The 19909-nt window shown below is 72.4% G+C and carries 15 protein-coding genes and 1 tRNA gene; 10 read left to right on the forward strand and 6 right to left on the reverse strand.

The genetic code is table 11. The annotated features are described in order from the left end of the window. Positions 1-9: 9 nt before the first annotated feature. Positions 10-720 carry a response regulator gene (locus AC3RKB_RS15080; protein WP_491437074.1) on the reverse strand — a complete coding sequence of 237 codons (711 nt, stop codon included), beginning with the start codon at positions 718-720 and terminating at the stop codon, positions 10-12. Then, positions 713-2362, reverse strand: a complete 1650-nt coding sequence (locus tag AC3RKB_RS15085; RefSeq protein WP_491437075.1) for an ATP-binding protein — start codon at positions 2360-2362, stop codon at positions 713-715. The genes AC3RKB_RS15080 and AC3RKB_RS15085 overlap by 8 nt, the downstream gene beginning before the upstream one ends. Before the next feature lie 180 nt (positions 2363-2542). Here AC3RKB_RS15085 and AC3RKB_RS15090 point away from each other — a divergent pair, with 180 nt between their 5' ends. Together AC3RKB_RS15090 and AC3RKB_RS15095 are read left to right on the forward strand one after the other, a co-directional pair. Beyond that, positions 2543-3961, forward strand: a complete 1419-nt coding sequence (locus AC3RKB_RS15090; protein ID WP_491437076.1) for a cation:dicarboxylate symporter family transporter — start codon at positions 2543-2545, stop codon at positions 3959-3961. Continuing rightward, positions 3958-4899 (forward strand): HpcH/HpaI aldolase/citrate lyase family protein, encoded by a 942-nt coding sequence (locus tag AC3RKB_RS15095; protein ID WP_491437077.1) that lies wholly within the window; start codon positions 3958-3960, stop codon positions 4897-4899. The genes AC3RKB_RS15090 and AC3RKB_RS15095 overlap by 4 nt, the downstream gene beginning before the upstream one ends. Here the strand turns inward: AC3RKB_RS15095 and AC3RKB_RS15100 are convergent. After that, positions 4887-5132 carry a DUF1653 domain-containing protein gene (locus AC3RKB_RS15100; protein WP_491437078.1) on the reverse strand — a complete coding sequence of 82 codons (246 nt, stop codon included), beginning with the start codon at positions 5130-5132 and terminating at the stop codon, positions 4887-4889. The genes AC3RKB_RS15095 and AC3RKB_RS15100 overlap by 13 nt on opposite strands. 96 nt (positions 5133-5228) lie before the next feature. On the opposite strand from AC3RKB_RS15100, the gene merB reads away from it, so the two are divergent. Together merB and AC3RKB_RS15110 are read left to right on the forward strand one after the other, a co-directional pair. Continuing rightward, complete coding sequence (merB, locus tag AC3RKB_RS15105) at positions 5229-5894, forward strand: organomercurial lyase (RefSeq protein WP_491437079.1); 666 nt, start codon at positions 5229-5231, stop codon at positions 5892-5894. Between the two features lie 164 nt (positions 5895-6058). Beyond that, positions 6059-8554, forward strand: a complete 2496-nt coding sequence (locus AC3RKB_RS15110; RefSeq protein WP_491437080.1) for an FAD-dependent oxidoreductase — start codon at positions 6059-6061, stop codon at positions 8552-8554. A 26-nt stretch (positions 8555-8580) separates the two neighbouring features. Here AC3RKB_RS15110 and AC3RKB_RS15115 read toward each other — a convergent pair whose 3' ends face one another. Beyond that, positions 8581-9654 (reverse strand): alpha/beta hydrolase fold domain-containing protein, encoded by a 1074-nt coding sequence (locus tag AC3RKB_RS15115; protein ID WP_491437081.1) that lies wholly within the window; start codon positions 9652-9654, stop codon positions 8581-8583. Between the two features lie 60 nt (positions 9655-9714). Beyond that, a tRNA-Leu gene (locus tag AC3RKB_RS15120) sits at positions 9715-9796 on the reverse strand. Between the two features lie 96 nt (positions 9797-9892). Between AC3RKB_RS15120 and zwf the strand changes: the two genes are divergently transcribed. Next, positions 9893-11290, forward strand: coding sequence for a glucose-6-phosphate dehydrogenase (gene zwf / locus AC3RKB_RS15125; RefSeq protein WP_491437082.1), 1398 nt, complete (start codon positions 9893-9895; stop codon positions 11288-11290). Between the two features lie 21 nt (positions 11291-11311). On the opposite strand, the gene AC3RKB_RS15130 is transcribed toward zwf, so the two are convergent. Continuing rightward, entirely contained in the window at positions 11312-11980 is a 669-nt protein-coding gene (locus AC3RKB_RS15130; protein ID WP_491437083.1) for a hypothetical protein, read from the reverse strand. Between the two features lie 202 nt (positions 11981-12182). Between AC3RKB_RS15130 and AC3RKB_RS15135 the strand changes: the two genes are divergently transcribed. From AC3RKB_RS15135 to AC3RKB_RS15155, 5 genes are all read left to right on the forward strand, one after another. Then, the gene (locus AC3RKB_RS15135; RefSeq protein ID WP_491437084.1) at positions 12183-14129 is read left to right on the forward strand and encodes an ATP-binding response regulator; all 1947 of its coding nucleotides are present in this window, start codon (positions 12183-12185) and stop codon (positions 14127-14129) included. Next, complete coding sequence (locus tag AC3RKB_RS15140; protein WP_491437085.1) at positions 14111-16378, forward strand: PAS domain S-box protein; 2268 nt, start codon at positions 14111-14113, stop codon at positions 16376-16378. The genes AC3RKB_RS15135 and AC3RKB_RS15140 overlap by 19 nt, the downstream gene beginning before the upstream one ends. Before the next feature lie 3 nt (positions 16379-16381). After that, a complete protein-coding gene (locus tag AC3RKB_RS15145; RefSeq protein WP_491437086.1) occupies positions 16382-18043 on the forward strand; it encodes an FAD-dependent oxidoreductase in 1662 nt (553 codons plus the stop codon). A gap of 4 nt (positions 18044-18047) precedes the next feature. Continuing rightward, positions 18048-18920 (forward strand): transposase, encoded by an 873-nt coding sequence (locus tag AC3RKB_RS15150; RefSeq protein ID WP_491437087.1) that lies wholly within the window; start codon positions 18048-18050, stop codon positions 18918-18920. Positions 18921-19018: 98 nt separating this feature from the next. Beyond that, complete coding sequence (locus AC3RKB_RS15155) at positions 19019-19900, forward strand: ABC transporter ATP-binding protein (RefSeq protein ID WP_491437088.1); 882 nt, start codon at positions 19019-19021, stop codon at positions 19898-19900. Positions 19901-19909 lie beyond the last annotated feature (9 nt).

Genomic DNA, 19909 nt, shown 5'->3' on the forward strand with positions numbered 1-19909 from the left:
GGCCCGCCGTCAGCGTCGGCGGTACTCGACCTCGGGACGGCCCGGGGTCCCGTAGCGGTTCGCGCGCTCGACCGCGCCCGTCTCGGCGAGGTGCTCGAGGTAGCGCCGCGCGGTGACCCGCGAGAGGTCCAGGCCGGCGGCCAGCTCGGCCGCTGAGACGCCGCGGCCTTCGGGTGCGGCGCGCACGGCGGCGCGCACGCGATCGAGCGTCTCGCGGGTGAGTCCCTTGGGCAGGTCGGCGCCCGATGCGGTGCGGAGGGCCGCGAACGATGCGTCGACCTCCTGCTGGTCGGTGACGACCGCGGTGCCGACGCGCGCCCGGTAGTCGCGGTACGCGCCGAGCTTCTCGGCGAACGCGGCGAACGCGAAGGGCTTGATGAGGTACTGCACGATCCCGAGCGAGACCGCCGAGCGGACGACGGAAGCCTCGCGCACCGCGGTCACTGCGATGACGTCGATCTCGGTCCCAGCGGCCCGGAGGGATCGGCACAGCTCGATGCCGGTCGTGTCGGGCAGGTTGACGTCGAGGAGGATCAGGTCGATCCCGGCGATCGAGCCGTCGGGGCGCCGAGCGTCGCGGAGGAGCCGCACCGCCTCGGCGCCGGTGTGCGCGATCCCGGCCACCTCGAAGCCGGCGACGCGGCCGACGTACGCGGCGTGCGCCTCGGCGGTGACCGGCTCGTCCTCCACGACGAGCACGCGGATCGCGACGTCAGGCATCGGCCGCTCCGGGGGACGGGGCGACGGTCGGGACGGGCAGCACGACCTCGAAGCGCGATCCGTCGACGCGGATGTCGCCGCCGAGGCGGGCGACGGACTGGCGCACGAGCGCGAGCCCGATGCCGTGCCCCTGCGCGGCGCCGGCCGCGCCGTCCATCGCCTCGCCCGCCTTCGAGGTCACGCCGAGGTCGAACACCCGCGTGCCGGCGCGCGGCCCCGGGCCGCTGTCGGCGACGGCGACCACGAGGCATCCGTCTCGCGTGCCGATGGCCACCTCGACCGCGGGGGAGGGCGTCGCGGACGCCGCGTCGAGCGCGTTGTCGATGAGGTTGCCGACGATCGTGATGGTCTCGCGCGGGTCGATGCCGGTCGTTGCGAGCCGTTCGGGCAGGTCGACGTCGAAGCGGATGCCGCGCTCGCCGGCCTGCGCCGCCTTGCCGAGCAGGAGCGCGAGCAGCACCGGCTCCTCGACGGCCGAGAGCAGCCGGTCGGCGAGCGCCTGACTGAGCGCGAGCTCGCTCGAGGCCAGCTCGACGGCCTCCTCGGGCCGGCCGAGCTCGATGAGCGCGATGATCGTGTGGAGCCGGTTGGCGAACTCGTGCGCCTGCGAGCGGAGCGCGTCGGAGAGCGTGGTCATCGTCGCGAGCTCGCCGGTGAGCTCCTGCAGCCGGGTGTGGTCGCGCAGCGTCGTGACCGTGCCGACGCGCCGCGCGTGCGGGTCGCCGGGCCGCAGCCGCGAGACGATCACGTCGCGGTCGACGACGAGCACGTGGGTCGGGGTGATCACGATCTCGTCGACGACGGCGTCGGTGCGCGCGAGCACCTCGGCGACGGATGGCGCGAGCCCGAGCCCGTCGAGCGGCGACGGCGCGGCATCCCGCCCTGTGGGTTTCGGCAGGCCGAGCAGCTCGGCCGCGCGGTCGTTGGCGAGCACCACGCGGTTGCGGTCGTCCTGGAGCACGAGTCCCTCGCCGATGGAGTGCAGCACGCCCTCGTAGTAGGCGAACATGCGGCTCATCTCCTCGGCGCCGCGACCCCAGGTGACCCGTCGCAGGTAGCGGCTGAGCAGCCAGGCTCCCAGCGCGCCGAGCGCGATCATGACGGCGGCGGCGGCGACCACCGTCGCGATCCGCGCGCCCAGCGCGACCTGCGTGTTCGACACCGTGATGCCCGCCGCGACGAGTGCGACCACCTCGCCCGTACCGTCCTCGATCGGCACGACCGAGCGCACCGACGGCCCGAGCGTGCCCGTGTACGTCTCGCTGAACGCCTCGCCCGCGAGCGCCCGGTCGATGTTGCCGAGGAACTGCTGCCCGATCTGCGACGGATCGGGATGGGTGAAGCGCGTGCGATCGGGCGCCATGATCGTGATGAAGTCGACCTCGGCCTCGCGCATGACGTCGACCGCGTACGGCTGGAGCACCGCGGTCGGGTCCTCGGCCTGCACACCGTCGACCACGAACGGGTCGTTCGCGATGGTCTGCGCGATCGCCATCGACTTCGACGCGGCATCGCGTTCGACGTCGGCGCGCGCGTCGGCCCAGATGAGCGCGACGGCGATCACGGCGAGCACCACGATCACGGCCAGCTGCAGGGCGAACAGCTTCGCGGCGATGCTCCATCCGCGCACCCATCGCACCATGTCCACCTCGCTACGCCGTCGTCTGGTCACACCCTACGGCGGTCGCGGCGGCCTGCGGCCGGTCGTGCCGCGAACAGTATGAACACAAGCGGATGGCGTTCCATCCGCTCGCGCATGCTTGCCGTCACACCCCGATTCGTCGCCGCCGGCGATGGACGACCAAGGAAGGCAGGGACGGCAATGGCGCTCCAGTCTCGCGTCGACGGCACGAAGCCGCGGCGGAGGATCGACTCCTCGCACTACCTCTACATCGCGGTGATCGCGGCGGTCGCCGCCGGCATCGCCGTGGGCCTCGCAGCTCCCGAGTTCGCGGTCGGCCTCAAGCCGATCGGCGACGCGTTCGTGCTGCTCATCAAGATGATGATCGCCCCGATCATCTTCTGCACCATCGTGCTCGGCGTCGGCTCGATCGCGAAGGCCGCCACCGTCGGCAAGGTCGGCGGGCTCGCACTGCTCTACTTCATGGTCATGTCGACCTTCGCGCTCGGCATCGGCCTGGTCGTCGGCAACCTCATCCACCCGGGCGAGGGGCTGAACATCGCGGGCTCCTCGTACGACGCCGGCACCACTGAGGCGAAGACGACGCAGGAGTTCCTCCTCGGCATCATCCCGACCTCGATGCTGTCATCGCTCGTCGACGGCAACATCCTGCAGGTGCTGTTCGTGGCGCTGCTCGTGGGCTTCGCGCTTCAGAAGATGGGTTCCAAGGGCACGCCGATCCTCGGAGCGATCCGCCAGATCCAGGCGCTCGTGTTCCGCATCCTCGCGATGATCATGTGGGTCGCCCCGATCGGCGCGTTCGGCGCGATCGCCGCGGTCGTCGGCAACACCGGCGTCGCCGCGATCATCTCGCTCGGCACGCTCATGATCGCGTTCTACATCACCTGCGCGCTGTTCATCCTGGTCGTGCTCGGGTCGCTGCTCTGGGCTGTCACCCGCGTCAACATCTTCTCGATGATGAAGTACCTCGGTCGCGAGTACCTGCTCATCGTCTCGACCTCGTCGAGCGAGGTCGTGCTGCCCCGCCTCATCGCGAAGATGGAGCACGCGGGCGTCTCCAAGCCGGTCGCGGGCATCACCATCCCGACCGGGTACTCGTTCAACCTCGACGGCACCGCGATCTACCTCACGATGGCCTCGCTGTTCATCGCCTCGGCCATGGGCACGCCGCTCTCGATCGGAGAGCAGGTCGGGTTGCTGCTGTTCATGATGGTCGCCTCGAAGGGCGCCGCGGGCGTCACCGGTGCGGGCCTCGCGACCCTCGCCGGCGGACTGCAGGCGCACCGCCCCGACCTCGTCGACGGCGTCGGCGTGATCGTCGGCATCGACCGGTTCATGTCGGAGGCGCGCGCCCTCACCAACTTCACCGGCAACGCCGTCGCGACGCTGCTCGTCGGCACCTGGACGAAGGAACTCGACCGCACGCAGCTGCGCGCCGTGCTCGCCGGCGAGAAGCCGTTCGACGAGACCACGATGAGCGTCGACGACCACCTGTCGGGCGACGAGCAGGCCGAGCTCGAGCGCGAGCAGCGCCCCTCGACCGAGGCGATCGCCGCGATCGTCGGCGAGCTCGAGCACGAGAAGGCGGGCCGCCGGTGAGCTCGCACGCTCCGGGCCTCGCCTCGGGCGCCGTCGACGCGGGTCATCCCGCGCCGGCGGCGCCCGCCGCCGTTCCGGCCGCGATCGCGCGGACCTGGCTGCTGGTGCCGGGCACGGCCGAAGCCCTCGCCGATCGCCTCACCGGCTCGGCCGCCGACGTGGTGGTCGTCGACCTCGAGGACGGGGTCGCGCCCGACCGCAAGGGCGAGGCCCGTCGCGCGCTCGTCGCCGCGGTGACCGCGCTCGCCGAGTCGAGATCGCCTGCGCTCGGACGCGCATGGGTGCGCATCGCCGACGCCGCGTCCGACGAGTGGCGGGCGGATGTCGCGCTGCTCCGCGGCCGCGACCTCGTCGCCGGGGTCGTGCTCGCGAAGGTCGAGTCGCCCGACCAGGTGCGGCGCACGCTCGACGCGCTCGGCGGCGACGTCCCCCTGGTCGCGCTCGTCGAGAGCGCGCGGGGCGTCGAGGCCGCCCTCGAGATCGCGTCGGCGCCGGGCGTGGTGCGCCTCGCGTTCGGGAGCGGCGACTTCCGCCGCGACACCGGCGCCGCCGACGACCCGATGGCGCTGCTCTACGCGCGGTCGCGACTCGTGTCGACGAGCCGGGCGGCAGGCCTGCCCGGTCCGGTCGACGGCCCCACGGTGGCGCGGGATGCGGCGGCGCTCGCCGAAGCGTCGCGGCACGCGGCATCCCTCGGCATGACCGGCCGGCTCTGCCTGCGCGAGGAACAGGTGGGGGCCGTGCACGCCGCGATGAGTCCGTCGGACGCGGATCTGGCGTGGGCGCTCGAGGTGGTGGAGACCATCGAGCGCCGCGGCATCAGAGACGGCAGCGACCTGCCGCGACTGGCGCGTGCGCGCGCGATCTGCGATGCCGCCGAGTCGTTCGGGCTCGATGTCGCGGGCGTCGGGCCCACCGTGTCCGACTACGCGGGCTGAGCAGGCCCGACCCGACGGAAGCGAGGCACGGTGCGGCCGTCGAGCTCGACCGACTCGGCGAACATCCCGAGCGGGCGGATCCAGGCACCGCCGTCGCCGTAGAGCTGGCGGTACACCGCGAACGGCTCCTCGGTCTCGCTGTGGCGCGCTACGAGCAGCACCTCGTACCGGGCACCCTTGTAGTGCTCGTAGATGCCCGGTGTGATCTCGTCGGGCGCGGTCGGGTCGGTCACCCGTCCATGCTACGGACGGCGGGCGCCTGCGGTCGCCGGACTGAACCGGGGAGTGCGGTCTGGCCGAGACGCCCGAAGTGCGGAAGACTCGGGCGCGTGAACGATCGCGATGAGTCCGTTCGCGTCGCCCTCTACCGGGGGCTCGCCGAGACCGGACGATTGCCCGCACCCGGCGAACTGGCCGCGACGACCGGGCTCGCGCCATCCGATGTCGCCGAATCGCTCGAGGCGCTCGCCGCAGCGCGCCACGTCGTGTTCGACGACGCCCACCGCATCGTGCTCGCCCACCCGTTCGCGACGCGCAACTTCGCCTTCTCGGTCATGGGGGAGCGGACGCTCTGGTGGGGCGGGTGCGCCTGGGACGCGTTCGCGATCCCGCACCTCGTTCCCGACGAGCCGTCCGCCCTCATCGCGACGACCTGTCCGGCGTGCGGCACGGCGCACTCCTGGACGATCACGCGCTCGGCCGAACCGGATGCGCCGCAGGTCGCGCACTTCCTGACGCCGGTCGCGCGCATCTGGGACGACGTGATCCACGCGTGCGATCACCAGCGCATCTTCTGCTCGACCCGCTGCGTCGAGGAGTGGCTGGAGCGGACCGGGCTCGAGCGCGGGTACGTCATGGACCTGCCGACGCTCTGGCGGCTCGCGTCGCACTGGTACGAGGGGCGGCTGGACTCACCGTACCGACGGCGGGAGCCGATCGAGGCGCGGGAGTACTTCGCGAGCGTGGGGCTCACGGGGCCGTTCTGGGGGAACTGAGACCCGCCGGCCGCCCCGCGAACATCCCGAGCGGCGGATCCGGGCGGCACGGCCGCGGGACCGAGGGCCCGCGCCGCGCGACCGGCCGCGCCTAGCGTGGACGGCGCCGCCCCGGCGGGGCGGCCCCCGCGCGCCGGTCGGCGCCACAGACGGAGGAGTGCCGCATGAAGATCGTCGTCGTCGGAGGGGTCGCCGGTGGCGCCTCGGTGGCCGCGCGTGCGCGGCGCCTCGACGAATCCGCCGACATCATCGTCTTCGAGAAGGGCGATCACGTCTCGTTCGCCAACTGCGGCCTCCCGTACCACATCGGCGAGGTGATCGCCGATCGGAGCCGGCTGCTGTTGCAGACGCCCGAGAGCCTGCGCGACACGCTCGACATCGACGTGCGCGTGGGCAGCGAGGTGCGCTCGATCGACCGGGAGGCGAAGACCGTGCTGGTCCGCGAGCTCCGGACGGGGCGCGAGTACGCCGAGTCCTACGACCGCCTGGCGTTGTGTCCCGGTGCCGATCCGCTCCGCCCGCCGCTGCCCGGCATCGACCTGCCCGGCGTGCACGTGCTGCGCAACATCGCCGACATGGACGCGATCAAGGCGCAGCTCGACGAGGCGCTCGCCGCGGCATCCGCCCGCGGGCCGATCGCGGGCCCCGTGCAGGCGGTCGTGATCGGCGCGGGCTACATCGGCGTGGAGATGGCCGAGAACCTGCAGCACCGCGGTGCCTCGGTCACGGTCGTCGAGATGGCCGACCAGATCCTGCCGCCGCTCGACCGTGAGGTGTCGATCCCGGTCGAGCAGCACCTGCGCAGCCGCGGCGTCGACCTGCACCTCTCCACGGCGGCCGCCGCGTTCGCCGCGCGTGACGGCGGCGGCGTGACCGTCGAGCTGACCGACAACGTCTTCGTCGACGCCGACCTCGTGATCCTCTCAGCCGGCGTGCGGCCCAACGTGCAGCTGGCGAAGGACGCCGGTCTCGAGCTCGGCCCGCGCGGCGGCATCCGCGTCGACACGCACATGCGCACCTCCGACCCGTCGATCTGGGCCGCCGGCGACGCCGTCGAGACCGCGCACACCGTCCTGCCGGGCCCGTGGATCACGCCGCTCGCCGGACCGGCGAACCGCCAGGCGCGCGTCGCCGCCGAGAACATCTGCGGGCGCGACACCGAGTACCGCTCGACGCAGGGCACCTCGATCGTGAAGGTGTTCGACATGGTCGCGGGCGGGACCGGCGCCACCGAGCGGCAACTCGCCGCCGACGGCATCGAGCACCGCACGGTGCACCTGCACCCCTCCGGGCACGCGGGCTACTACCCGGGCACGGCGCAGATGCACGTCAAGCTGCTCTTCGCACCGGGCACGGGTCGGGTGCTCGGCGCGCAGGTCGCCGGGTTCGACGGCGTCGACAAGCGCCTCGACGTGCTCGCGACCGTGATCCGGCTCGGCGGCACGGTGCACGACCTCGAGGAGCTCGAGCTCGCCTACGCGCCGCCGTTCGGCTCGGCGAAGGACCCGGTCAACATGGCCGGGTTCGTCGCGGGAAACGTGCTGCGCGGCGACCTCGTGCTCTGGTACGCGAAGGACTGGCCGGCCGCCGTCGAGGGCGCGCGCCTGGTCGACGTGCGCACACCCGAGGAGTACGCGATCTGGCACATCCCCGGCGCGGAGAACGTGCCGCTCGCGACGCTCCGCACGGCGTGCGAGGCCTGGGAACGCGCCGTGCCGGTCCGCCTGTACTGCGCGGTCGGATTCCGCAGCTACCTGGCGTACCGCATCCTGGTCCAGCGGGGATTCGCGGAGGTCGCGACCCTCTCGGGCGGCTCGAACACGTTCCGGTACTGGCACGACGTCGAGCCCGTGTCGGCCGCGGCGCCGGCGCCGGAGATCGCATACGCGGAGGCCGCCGACCTCATCGCCGCGACGAAGGGCTCGGGGACCCGGGTCGACCTCGACTGCACGGGGCTCGCCTGCCCGGGCCCGATCATGCGGCTCTCGAGCACGATGTCGGAGCTCGCTGCCGGCGACGAGGTCCTCGTGCACGTCTCCGACCCCGGTTTCGTGAGCGACGGGCCCGCGTGGGCGGCGAGCCACGGTCACGAGGTGCTGTCGATGACCCCCGAGGGCCCCGGCTACGTCGCGGCGTTCCGGAAGGGCGGCGCGGCCTCCGCAGCCGCGTCGACGGCCGTCGCCGCGCGCAGGAACCAGACCTCGTTCGTGGTCTTCTCCGGCGACCTCGACAAGATGCTCGCGGCGTTCATCATCGCCAACGGCGCACTGGCGATGGGGCAGCAGGTGTCGATGTTCTTCACGTTCTGGGGGCTCAACGCGTTGCGCCGCGAGCACGCCCCCAAGCGCGACCACACCGCGCTCGAGCGGATGTTCGGCATGATGATGCCCTCGGGTCCCGACCGCCTGCCGCTGTCGCAGATGAACATGGCGGGCGCCGGCCCTGCGATGATCAAGCACGTCATGAAGGAGCATGAGGTGCAGTCGGTGCCCGACCTCATGGGCGCGGCTCAGGCGGGCGGCGCCCGGTTGATCGCCTGCACGATGACGATGGACCTGCTCGGCATCGCCGAGTCCGACCTGATCGACGGCATCGAGTTCGGCGGCGTCGCGACCTTCCTCGGCGAGGCGGAGAAGTCGGCCACGACCCTCTTCATCTGAGGTCGTCTCAGCGGCGCGGCGCGGCGTCAGCGGCGCGGCGTCCACGGGCCGAGCAGGTGCTCGGCGATCACGTCGAGCGTGAGGTGCGCGGTCGGATCGGCGGGCCGGCCGAGCGAGCTGTGCGCGGCGCCGGGCGTCATGCGCACGACCGCCGGCACGCCGGCGGCGCGGAGGCCTGCCGCGAAGTCCTCGCCGGAGGTGCGGATGGTGTCGAACTCCTCGGTGATGACGAGGGTCGGCGGCAGCGCGGCGAGGTCGCCGTTCGCCGGGAACGCGTACGGGTCGTCGAGCACGCTGCGGCGGCCCGCGTAGTTCCAGGCCATGTGCGTGAGGTCCTCGGGCCGGAACACGTCGCCGCCCGTCGTGGCGCGCATGCGGGCGAGCACGTCGGCCGGAAGCGGCGTGCCGAACGGGTGGAGCAACGGGGCGACGAGCACGAGGCTCGCGGGCGCCGGCTTCGCCGGGCGCGCATCGCGCACGCGCTTGGCCACGCCCGCGGCGAGGTTGCCTCCGACGCTCGAGCCTCCGAGGTGCATCGCCCCGGACGGCACGCCGAGCGCCGTCGCGTGCGACGCCGCCCACCGCCATCCGGCCAGCACGTCATCGGAGGGTGCCGGGTAGTGCACGCCGCGCACGGCGTGGCGGTAGTCGAGCGACACCACGGCGACGCCGCGGTAGGCGAGCTCGAGCGAGGGCCAGTGCGCGTCGGCGCGGTCGAGGTCGCCGCCGATGAACGCGCCGCCGTGCACCCAGGCGAGTCCGACCCCGGCCGGATCGGGCGGCGAGTACGTGCGGGCGCGGATCGCGCCGTCCGGCCCCTCGATCACGACTTCGCGGGTGGTCACCGCCGCGAGGTGCGGGAAGCGCTCCAGGATCCCGGCCGGCGACGTGGACGGATCGGTCGCAGGGAGCGCACCGGCGAGTTCGGCGATGCGGAGCAGGTCGGTGAAGGGCGGGAGCGCGGTCTGCGCAGTCCGCCCGGCGATGCGCGCGAGCAGGCCGGGCGCGACGCGGCGCAGGATCGCGGCGGCGATCCCGGACACGGTCGCGCGTGCGGAGGGCTTCGGCAGGGTAAGACGCGCATCGACCGGGGCCCTCATGTCGCCACCTCCCGGATCGACGCTCCCGCCGGCCACCGGCGGCATCGTCCGCACGGTCGGTGCGGAAGGTGGGACTCGAACCCACACGCCCGAAGGCACAGGAACCTAAATCCTGCGTGTCTACCGGTTTCACCACTCCCGCGAGTGCCCGTTCAGTCTAGGCGGGCGGCCGTGGCCGAGCGCCGCCTCGGACGGGCCGGACCTGTCGCGCGGCGCGCGGATCGGCCAGACTGCCACCATGCAGGTCTCGGAGCCGGAGGCCCCTCGCGGCGACCTCCTCGTCATCTTCGGCATCACCGGCGATCTCGCGCGCGTGATGACCTTCCGCTCGCTGTACCGCCTCGAGCAGCGCGGGCTCCTCGACTGCCGCATCCTCGGCGTCGCGTTCGACGACTGGAGCCTGCCGCAGCTCGAGGAGCGGGCCCGCGAGTCGATCGTCGCGTCGGGCGAGCGCCTCGATCTCCGGGTCTTCGAACGGCTCTGCCACCGCCTGTCGTATGTGCACGGCGACTTCGTCGACCCGGCCACCTACGAGCGGGTCGCCGCGGCGATGGGCGAGGCGCGCCATCCGGTGTTCTACCTCGAGACGCCGCCGAGCCTGTTCGCACCCGTCGTGACGGGCCTTGCCAGGGCCGGCCTCGCGGCGAACGCCCGATTCGTCATCGAGAAGCCGTTCGGGCACGACCTCGCGTCGGCGCAGGCGCTCGCCGCCGAACTGCACGAGGTCGTCGACGAGTCGCAGCTGTACCGGATCGACCACTACCTCGGGAAGATGGGCCTGGAGGAGATCCTCTACCTGCGGTTCGCGAACACCATGCTCGAGCCGGTGTGGAACCGCAACCACGTCGAGTGCGTGCAGATCACCATGGCCGAGGACTTCGGCATCGCCGGTCGCGGGGGCTTCTACGACCCCGTCGGTGCGCTCCGCGACGTCGTCGTCAACCACCTCATGCAGCTGCTCGCGGCGGTCGCGATGGAGGCGCCCGCGCACGGCGACGTCGAGTCGATCCGCACCATGCAGACCGTGCTGTTCCGCTCGATGGCGGACGCCGACCCGGCCCGCTACGTGCGCGGCCAGTTCGACGGCTACCGCGACGTCGAGGGCGTCGCTGCCGACTCGACGACCGAGACGTTCTGCGCGATCGAGCTCGGCATCGAGAACTGGCGGTGGTCGGGCGTGCCGTTCTTCATCCGCACCGGCAAGCTGTTGCCCGTCACCCAGACCGAAGTGCGGATGGTGTTCCGGCCCTCACCGCTGCTCGGCTTCGGGCTGCGCACGCCCGACAGCCAGCCCGACCAGCTCGTCATCCGCCTCGATCCGGGCACGGGCGTGCGCATCATGCTCAATGCCAAGCGAGCGGATGCCGCGACGCCGCGGCCCGTCGGGCTCGACATGGAGTTCGCGGACGAGGGCGGCGAGGGCCCGACCCCGTACGAGGTGCTCCTGCACGCCGCGCTCGAGGGGCGCAGCATCCGGTTCGGCCGGCAGGAGACCATCGAGGCCGCCTGGCGGGTGATGCAGCCGCTCATCGACGCGCCGCCGCCCGTGCAGCCCTACGCGCCGGGCAGCTGGGGCCCGGATGCCGCGGCGGCACTCGCTGCACGACACGGCGGGTGGCGCGAGCCCTGGACCTGAGCGCCCTCGGTTCGCGCGTGCTCAGTTCGCGGGCGAGAGGCCCGACCCGAGCTTGGCGAGCAGCCGCATCTTCCGCTCGATCGCCTCGGAGTCGTTCGGGAGGTCCCAGAGGTGCACGGCCTCGGCCGGTGCGACGCGGACGGTGCGGGCCGAGGTCACGATCTCGATCTCGTCGTGCTCGACGCCGAACAGGTCGGCGCCGGAGTGCGCGGAGATCCGGACGATCGTGCCGAGCGAGTCGCCCGCCTCGGTCGCGAGCACCCGGCCGACGTGCTGGGTGCGGAGGCCGCGGGCGGTGAGGCGCTTGAGCGGCCTCGGCTCGCGGCCGGTGGCGTTCGGCCAGCACACCTTGCAGCCGCGCACGTTCGATGTGGCGCGGGCGCGCTCGCGCGTGATGAGCGCGGGCAGCGGGATCCGGTATTCGCGGTCGGCGGCGAGGCGCCTACGGTGCTCGTCCGTCCAGCGGGCGCGGCGGTCGAGGTGCGGCTCGAGCGCAGGGCACTCCAGCCGGTGCAGCGTCTCGTCGCGGCGGCCGGCACGGGTGACGGCGAACTCGGCGCCCTCGCCGAACGCCTCCCGCAGCGCTGCGAGTTCGCTTCCGACGATCTGCTCGACGAGGGCGTCGGTCTCGTGCGGCGGTTCCGCGTCGCCGCGCGCGATCGTGGGTTCCGCCGACCCGGATGGCGTCATCGGTCCTCCGTTCCTCGTCGACCCCCGTGAGCTCATGCTCGAGGCCGAATGTACTCGATGGACCGGGCGGTTCCGGGCAGCGGCGCGAGGCGATCCGGCGTGGCGGGGCCACCCCGGACGGGTGCTGGTCGGGCGGTCGACGCGTCGCTACTCTGGCGGAAGGGCCGTCCGCCGCACCGATGCGGGAGGGGAGGAGGTCTCCGTGGCCGACCGCGGGCTCATCCTCGTGGTCTCCGACGACGTCGGAGCGGTGGGTGGGCTGCGCCGAATCCTCGACGACGGCCGCTTCGACGTGATCGCCGTCGAGGGCGACCAGGCCCCGACGACCGCGGTCGCGACGAGCGAACCCGACCTCGTCGTCGTCGACACCACGCTCGACCGGCTCGACCCGTTCGACTTCGTGGCCGGCCTGCACCGGGACGGCCTCGGTCGCGACCTGCCGGTCCTCTTCGTCGCGCCTGCGGACGATGTCGGGGCGCGCGTGCGCAGCCTCGAGGCCGGGGACGACCTGCTCACGACGCCGTTCGACTCGCGGGAGGTGCTCGCCCGGATCGAGCGTCAGGTCACGGTCTCGAGGGTGCGCGCGGCGCTGCGCGAGTCCGAGGCGAAGCTCCGGTCCGTCATGGAGTCGGCCATCGATGCCATCGTCTCGGCGGATGCCGACGGCGTCATCTGCAGCTGGAACCGCGCCGCGACCGAGCTGTTCGGCCACACCGAGGCGGAGGCGGTCGGGCGCACGCTCGAGCTGGTCATCCCCGATCGGTTCCGCGGCCTCCACCGGGCGGGGATCCACCGCGTGAACACGGGCGGCGAGGCGCACGTGATCGGCTCGACCGCCGAGTTCGCGGCCGTGCGCAAGGACGGCAGCGAGTTCCCGATCGAACTCTCGCTCGCGACCTGGTTCCTCGACGAGGAGCGGTACTACACGGGCATCATCCGCGACATCGGCGCGCGCAAGGCCGCCGAGGAGGCCCTGCTCCGGAGCGAGCGCGAGCTGCGCGAACGGGGCGAACAGCTGCGACGCAAGAACGCCGCACTGGAATCCACGCTGCGACGGATCGGGACCATGCAGGACCAGCTGATCCTGCAGGAGAAGATGGCCTCGCTCGGCAAGCTCAGCGCCGGGATGGCGCACGAGCTCAACAACCCCGCGTCGGCCGCGCAGCGCGGGTCGGCGCAGGCGATGGCGGTGTTCGAGCGACTGCAGCTCGCCCAGCTGCAGCTCGGTCGCCTGGGCTACTATGGCTCGCAGCTGGAACACCTCCGCGAGCTCGACGCGCTCGCCGCCGACCGGGCCCGCACGCCCGCCCAGCTCGGCGCGGTCGCGCGCAGCGACCGAGCGGGCGACATCGAGGAGTGGCTCGCGGACCACGGCGTGTCCTCCGGCGGCGAGATCGCGCAGTCGCTCACGAGCCTCGGCTTCTCGCGCGAGGACCTCGACGCGCTGGGCGCGACCTTCGACCCCGCCGGCATGCCCGTCGTCGCCGAGTGGCTGGGGCTGAAGTTCCTGATCTACATGCTGCTCTCGGAGATCGGCGTCGGCACGAGCCGCATCGTCGAGCTGGTGAAGGCGCTGAAGACGTACACCTACATGGACCAGGCGCCGGTGCAGGATGTCGACGTGCGGGTCGGCATCGACAACACGCTCGTGATCCTGCACAGCAAGCTCAAGCACGGCGTGCTCGTCGTGCGCGAGTACGACGCCGACCTGCCGTCGATCCAGGCCTACGCCGGCGAGCTCAATCAGGTGTGGACGAACCTCATCGACAACGCGATCGACGCCATGCACGGCGAGGGCACGCTCGTCCTGCGGGCACGGCGCGACGGGAACTGGATCGAGGTCCAGGTCGAGGACGACGGGCCCGGCGTGCCGCCCGAGATCCGCTCGAAGCTCTTCGACCCGTTCTTCACGACGAAGCCGCAGGGGGAAGGGACAGGCCTCGGCCTGCCGATCTCCCGGAACCTCGTGGTCGGCAAGCACCACGGCGAACTCGAGGTGGAGTCCCGGCCGGGCTGCACGCGGTTCATCGTGCGGCTGCCGGTCCACCTCGCCCCGTCCGCCTCGGCCGACGAGTCCGACGACGACGAGTCCGACGACGACGGGGCGGATGCGCGCGGGGAGGGGGGCCCATGGCCGACCGAGGGCTGATCCTCGTCGTCTCCGACGATGCCGACGCGGTGCGGGGGCTGACGCGCATCCTCGACGACGGCCGATACGACCTGCTCTCCGTCGGGGGTGACGAGGCCCCGACGCGCGCGGCGCTCGCGCGCGATCCCGACCTCATCGTCGTCGACACCGCGCTCGCCCGGGTCGACCCGTTCGACTTCGTCGCCGACTTGCATCGGCACGGGCATGGCCGTGACCTCCCGGTCGTCTTCGTCGCCGGCGAAGATGACACGGAGACGCGCGTGCGCGCCCTCGAGGTGGGCGACGACCTGATCTCGACCCCGTTCGACCCGCGCGAGGTCCTCGCCCGGGTCGAGCGGCAGGTCACCGTGTCCAAGGCCCGGCTGGCGCTGCGGGAGTCCGAGGCGAAGTTCCGGTCGGTCATGGAGTCGGCGATCGACGCGATCGTCTCCGCGGACGCGCAGGGCGTCATCCGCAGCTGGAACAGCGCCGCGACGGTCCTGTTCGGACACTCCGAGGCCGACGCGGTGGGTCGCAGCCTCGAGCTCATCATCCCGGAGCGCTTCCGCGACCGCCATCGTGCAAGCCTCCACCGTGTGAGCAGCGGCGGGCCGACCCACGTCATCGGCTCGACGGTGGAGCTCGCGGCGCTCCGCAAGGACGGCACGGAGTTCCCGATTGAGCTCTCGCTCACCACGTGGTTCCTCGACGACGACCGCTACTACACGGGCATCATCCGCGACATCAGCGAGCGCGTCCAAGCGGAGCAGAAGTTCCGGTCGGTCACCGAGTCCGCGATCGACGCGATCGTCTCGGTCGACCACACCAGCCGCATCGTGTCGTGGAATGCGGCGGCCACCCGCATCCTGGGGCACACCGAGGCGGAGGTGGTCGGTCAGCAACTCGAACTGATCATCCCCGAGCGCTACCGCGAACTGCACCGCGCCGGCATGGCACGCTACACCGCGACCGGTGTGCCGCACGTGATCGGCACGACCGTCGAGCTGTCCGCGCTGACCAAGGCGGGTGACGAGATCCCGGTCGAGCTCTCGTTGTCGACGTGGACGGTGCGCGGCGACCGCTACTACACCGGCATCATCCGCGACCTCGGCGACCGCCGGGCCGCCGAGGAGGCGCTGCGCCGCAGCGAGGAGGAGTTCCGCGCGAAGGAGGAGGAGTTCCGCAGCCGGAACGCCGCGCTCGAGGAGAGCCTCCGCCGGATCGGGACCATGCAGGACCAGCTCGTGCTGCAGGAGAAGATGGCCTCGCTCGGCCGCCTCAGCGCCGGCCTGGCACACGAGATGAACAATCCCGCGTCGGCCGCCCAACGCGGCGCAGCGCAGGCGATGGACGTCTTCGAGCGGCTGCAGGATGCGCAGATCCGGCTGGGGATGCTCAGGTACTCCGGCGCGGACCAACTGCAGCGCCTCCGTGAGCTCGACGCGCTCGCCGCCGAGCGTGCGAAGGATCCCGTGCAGCTCGGCGCACTCGAGCGCAGCGACCGCGAGGCCGAGATCGAGGACTGGCTGGGTGTGCACGGCATGCGCGTCGGGGAGATCGCGGCGTCGCTCGCAGGCCTGGGCGTCCGGCGCCACGATCTCGACGCGATCGGCGTGGTGTTCGGCAGCGAGGGGCTTCCCGTCGTCGTGGAATGGCTGGCCCTCAAGTCGACGGTCTACACGCTGCTGACCGAGATCACGGTCGGCACGCACCGGATCGTCGAGCTCGTGCGAGCGCTCAAGCGCTACACGTACATGGACCAGGCCCCGGTGCAGGATGTCGACCTCCGCTCCGGACTCGACGACACGCTCGTCATCCTGCAGAACAAGCTCAAGCACGGCGTGACGGTGGTGCGCGAGTACGACCCCGACCTGCCGCCGATCCAGTCGTACGCGGGCGAGCTCAACCAGGTGTGGACGAACCTCATCGACAACGCCATCGACGCGATGAACGGCTCTGGCACGTTGACCATCCGAGCCCGCCGTGCGGGGGAGTGGGTGGAGGTGCAGTTCGAGGACGACGGACCGGGCGTGCCGCGCGAGATCCGCTCGAAGATCTTCGACCCGTTCTACACGACCAAGCCGCCGGGTGAGGGCACGGGCCTCGGGCTCGCGATCTCACGGAACATCATCGTGAAGAAGCACCGCGGGCAGTTCGAGCTCGAATCCACGCCCGGGTGCACACGATTCACCGTGCGGCTGCCGATCGGCATCGAGCCGGTCGATCGGGCCGACGCGACCGGCGACGCGCGAACGCCGGAGGAGGGGTGATCCATGGTCAAGCCCGTCATCATGACCGTCGACGACGAGCCGCAGGTGCTCAACGCGGTCGCGCGCGACCTGCAGTCCCGCTACGGCGAGGACTACCGCATCTTGCGGGCGGGGTCGGGCCGGGAGGCGCTCGAGGCGATCGACGAGCTCGAGCGCCGCAACACCCCGGTCGCCCTCTTCGTCGTCGACCAGCGGATGCCGGGGATGTCGGGCACCGAGTTCCTCGCGGAGGCGATCCGCCACTACCCCGACTCAAAGCGCGTGCTGCTGACCGCGTACGCCGACACCGATGCGGCGATCACGAGCATCAACGCCATCGACCTCGACTACTACCTGCTGAAGCCGTGGGATCCACCCGACGAGCGCTTCTATCCCGTGCTCAACGACCTGCTCGACGACTGGCACGCCAACACGCCGCCCGTGTACGAGGGCATCCGCGTCGCGGGCACGCTGTGGTCGCCGACGACGCATGCGGTCAAGGACTTCCTCGCCCGCAGCCAGATTCCGTACCAGTGGCTCGACATCGAGCGCAACGAAGGCGCGAAGGCGCTCGTCGAGGCCACGCTGCAGGGCAGCACGCGACTGCCGGTCGTGTTCCTGCCCGACGGTACGGTGCTCGCCTGCCCCGACCTGCACGAACTGGCCGAGCGGATCGGGCTCCGCGCACCCCCGCAGGCGCCGTTCTACGACCTGATCGTGATCGGCGCCGGGCCGGCGGGCCTGGCCGCGGCGGTGTACGGCGCATCCGAGGGGCTGCGGACGGCCGTGATCGAGCGCGAGGTGCCCGGCGGCCAGGCGGGCACGAGCTCGCGCATCGAGAACTACCTCGGATTCCCGCACGGCATCAGCGGCGCCGACCTCGCGCGGCGCGCGGTGACCCAGGCGAGGCGACTCGGCGCCGAGATCCTGAACCCGCAGGCGGTCACCGCGATCCGCGTCGAGGACTCCTACAAGATCGTCACGCTCGACGACGGCAGCGAGCTGCGCTCGCGGGCGATCGTGCTCGCGACCGGCGTCGAGGCGCGCACGCTCGGCATCCCCGGCGAGGAGCGGCTGAACGGGGCATCCGTCTACTACGGCGCGGCCGCCAGCGAGGCGGTGAGCTACAGCGGGAGCCGCGTGGTCGTGGTCGGCGGTGCGAACTCGGCGGGCCAGGGCGCGATGTTCCTCTCCCGGTACGCCGCCGAGGTCACGATCCTGGTGCGCGGCGAGTCGCTCGCGCGGAGCATGTCGAAGTACCTCATCGACCAGATCGAGGCGACGCGCAACATCACCGTGCGCACGCACGCCGAGGTGATCGCCCTGCAGGGTGATACGCGGCTGACGTCGATGACCGTCCGCGACACGGTCACGGGCGCTGAGGACACCCTGCCGGCCGACGCGATGTTCGTATTCATCGGCGCGGTGCCGGGAACCGAACTCGTCCGCGACCTGGTCCAGCTCGACGACCACGGGTTCGTGGTCACCGGGCAGGACCTCATCCACGACGGCCGCCGCCCGCGCGGCTGGACGCTCAAGCGCGACCCGTTCATCCTCGAGACGAGCGTGCCCGGCATCTTCGCGGCCGGCGACGTGCGGGCCGACGTGATGCGTCGTGTCGCGTCCGCCGTGGGGCAGGGATCGGTCGCGCTGAGCGTCGTGCACAAGTACCTCGAGACGGTGTGACGGGGTGGCGACCGACGGCCTCACCGAGGCGGCCGACGCGCTCTACGCGCTCGTGCCCGAGGAGTTCACGGCGGCTCGGAACGCCCGTGCGGCCGACGCCAAGGCGAGCGATCCGGCGCTCGCGAAGCGGATCGCGGCACTGCGGCGGCCGTCGCCGGTCGCGTGGATCGTCAACCGGCTCGCGCACGATCAGGTCGACCGGCTCGGCGACCTCGTCGGGCTCGGCGGCGAACTGGCCGATGCGCAGGCGTCGGGCGACGGGCGGGCGATGACGGCGCTCGTCGCGGAGCGGCGCGAGATCGTCGGCGACCTGCTGCGCGCGGCGGTCGCACTGGCGGACGCCGCGGACCGCACGCCGTCGCGCGCGGTCCTCGACGAGGTCGAGCAGACGCTCGTCGCCGCGACGGTCTCCGAGGAGGCGGGCGCGGCCGTGCGTTCGGGGCGTCTCGTGCGGGCACTGCAGGCCGTGGGGTCCGACGTCGACCTCGACGGGGCCGTCGCGGGCGAGGCATCCGCGCCGCCGCGGCGTTCGAGGGGGCGAGCGGATGACGCGGCGTCCGTGGCCGCGGACGAGATCCGTGCAGCCCGCGACCGCGCCGAGGCCGCCGCCCGGGACGCCCGTGCGCACGCGGCCGACGCGCGGCGCACGCTCGACGCGACCCACGAGCGGCTGGACGCCGCCACGCGACGCCTCGACGAGCTCCGCGAGGAGCGCGACGGACTCGAGCGCCGGCTCGACGAGCTGCGCGACGAGCTCGCCGACGCCGACCGGGAGGTCAGGACGGCGCGGCGCGAGCACGAGGCGGCCGCCCATGCGAGCGACCGGGCCGATGTCGACGCCGACGACGCCGACGCCGAGCTCGACCGATTCGGTTGAGCGGGCGCGGCGGCGCGCCATCCGGGACCTTCGCCCCGCCCGCAGCCCCGCGCACCCGGGAGACTGCACGCAGGCACGCCCGTCGGGAGGAGGCCCGGATGAGTGACGCGGCGATCGCGACCTCCGACCTGACCAAGCACTACGGCCAGGTGCAGGCGCTCGAGGGCCTCGACCTCGAGGTGCGCCGCGGCGAGATCTTCGGGTTCCTCGGGCCGAACGGGTCGGGCAAGACGACGACGATCCGGTTGCTGCTCGGGCTGATCCGGCCGACGCGGGGGAGTGCGACCGTGCTCGGCGTGCCGGTCGGCGACGTCGTGCGCGCGCACCGTCACCTCGGGTACGTGCCCGGCGAGGTGGCGCTCTGGCCGCAGCTCACGGGCGACGAGGTGCTGCGGCTGCTCGGCGCGGTCACCGGGTGGGTCGACGCGGACTTCCGCGCCGAGCTCGTCGAGCGCTTCCACGTCGACCCGTCCGAGCGCATCCGGTCGATGTCGAAGGGCAACCGGCAGAAGGTCGCGCTCGTCGCGGCGCTCATGAGCCGCCCCGACATGCTGCTGCTCGACGAGCCGACCGCCGGCCTCGACCCGCTCATGGAGGAGCAGTTCCAGATCGTGGCGAGGGATGCCGCGGCGCGCGGGCAGACCATCTTCCTCTCGTCGCACATCCTCGACGAGGTGCAGGACCTCTGCGACCGGGTCGGCATCCTGCGGGCCGGGCGGCTCGTCGAGGTCGCCGCGCTCGACGAGCTGCGGCGCATCAGCGCGACCATCGTGGAGGCCGTGTTCGACGGCGAACCGCCCGCGCTCGACGGCGTCGCGGGCGTCACCGGCGTGGAGCCGCTGGCCGGCGTGCCGGGCGGCATCCGCATCACCATCGCGGGCGAGCCCGACGCGCTGGTGCGCCGTCTCGCCGAGCACCGCGTCGTGCGGCTCCGCACCGTCGAGCCGTCGCTCGAGGAGATCTTCCTGACCTACTACTGACCCGCCGCA

The organism is Agromyces capsici (genome assembly GCF_058349965.1).

Coding starts and splice junctions, on each gene's coding strand:
- AC3RKB_RS15080 (WP_491437074.1), bottom strand. CDS start 720: ATGCCTGACGTCGCGATCCGCGTGCTCGTCGTGGAGGACGAGCCGGTC.
- AC3RKB_RS15085 (WP_491437075.1), bottom strand. CDS start 2,362: ATGGTGCGATGGGTGCGCGGATGGAGCATCGCCGCGAAGCTGTTCGCC.
- AC3RKB_RS15090 (WP_491437076.1), top strand. CDS start 2,543: ATGGCGCTCCAGTCTCGCGTCGACGGCACGAAGCCGCGGCGGAGGATC.
- AC3RKB_RS15110 (WP_491437080.1), top strand. CDS start 6,059: ATGAAGATCGTCGTCGTCGGAGGGGTCGCCGGTGGCGCCTCGGTGGCC.
- AC3RKB_RS15115 (WP_491437081.1), bottom strand. CDS start 9,654: ATGAGGGCCCCGGTCGATGCGCGTCTTACCCTGCCGAAGCCCTCCGCA.
- zwf (WP_491437082.1), top strand. CDS start 9,893: ATGCAGGTCTCGGAGCCGGAGGCCCCTCGCGGCGACCTCCTCGTCATC.
- AC3RKB_RS15130 (WP_491437083.1), bottom strand. CDS start 11,980: ATGACGCCATCCGGGTCGGCGGAACCCACGATCGCGCGCGGCGACGCG.
- AC3RKB_RS15140 (WP_491437085.1), top strand. CDS start 14,111: ATGGCCGACCGAGGGCTGATCCTCGTCGTCTCCGACGATGCCGACGCG.
- AC3RKB_RS15145 (WP_491437086.1), top strand. CDS start 16,382: ATGGTCAAGCCCGTCATCATGACCGTCGACGACGAGCCGCAGGTGCTC.
- AC3RKB_RS15155 (WP_491437088.1), top strand. CDS start 19,019: ATGAGTGACGCGGCGATCGCGACCTCCGACCTGACCAAGCACTACGGC.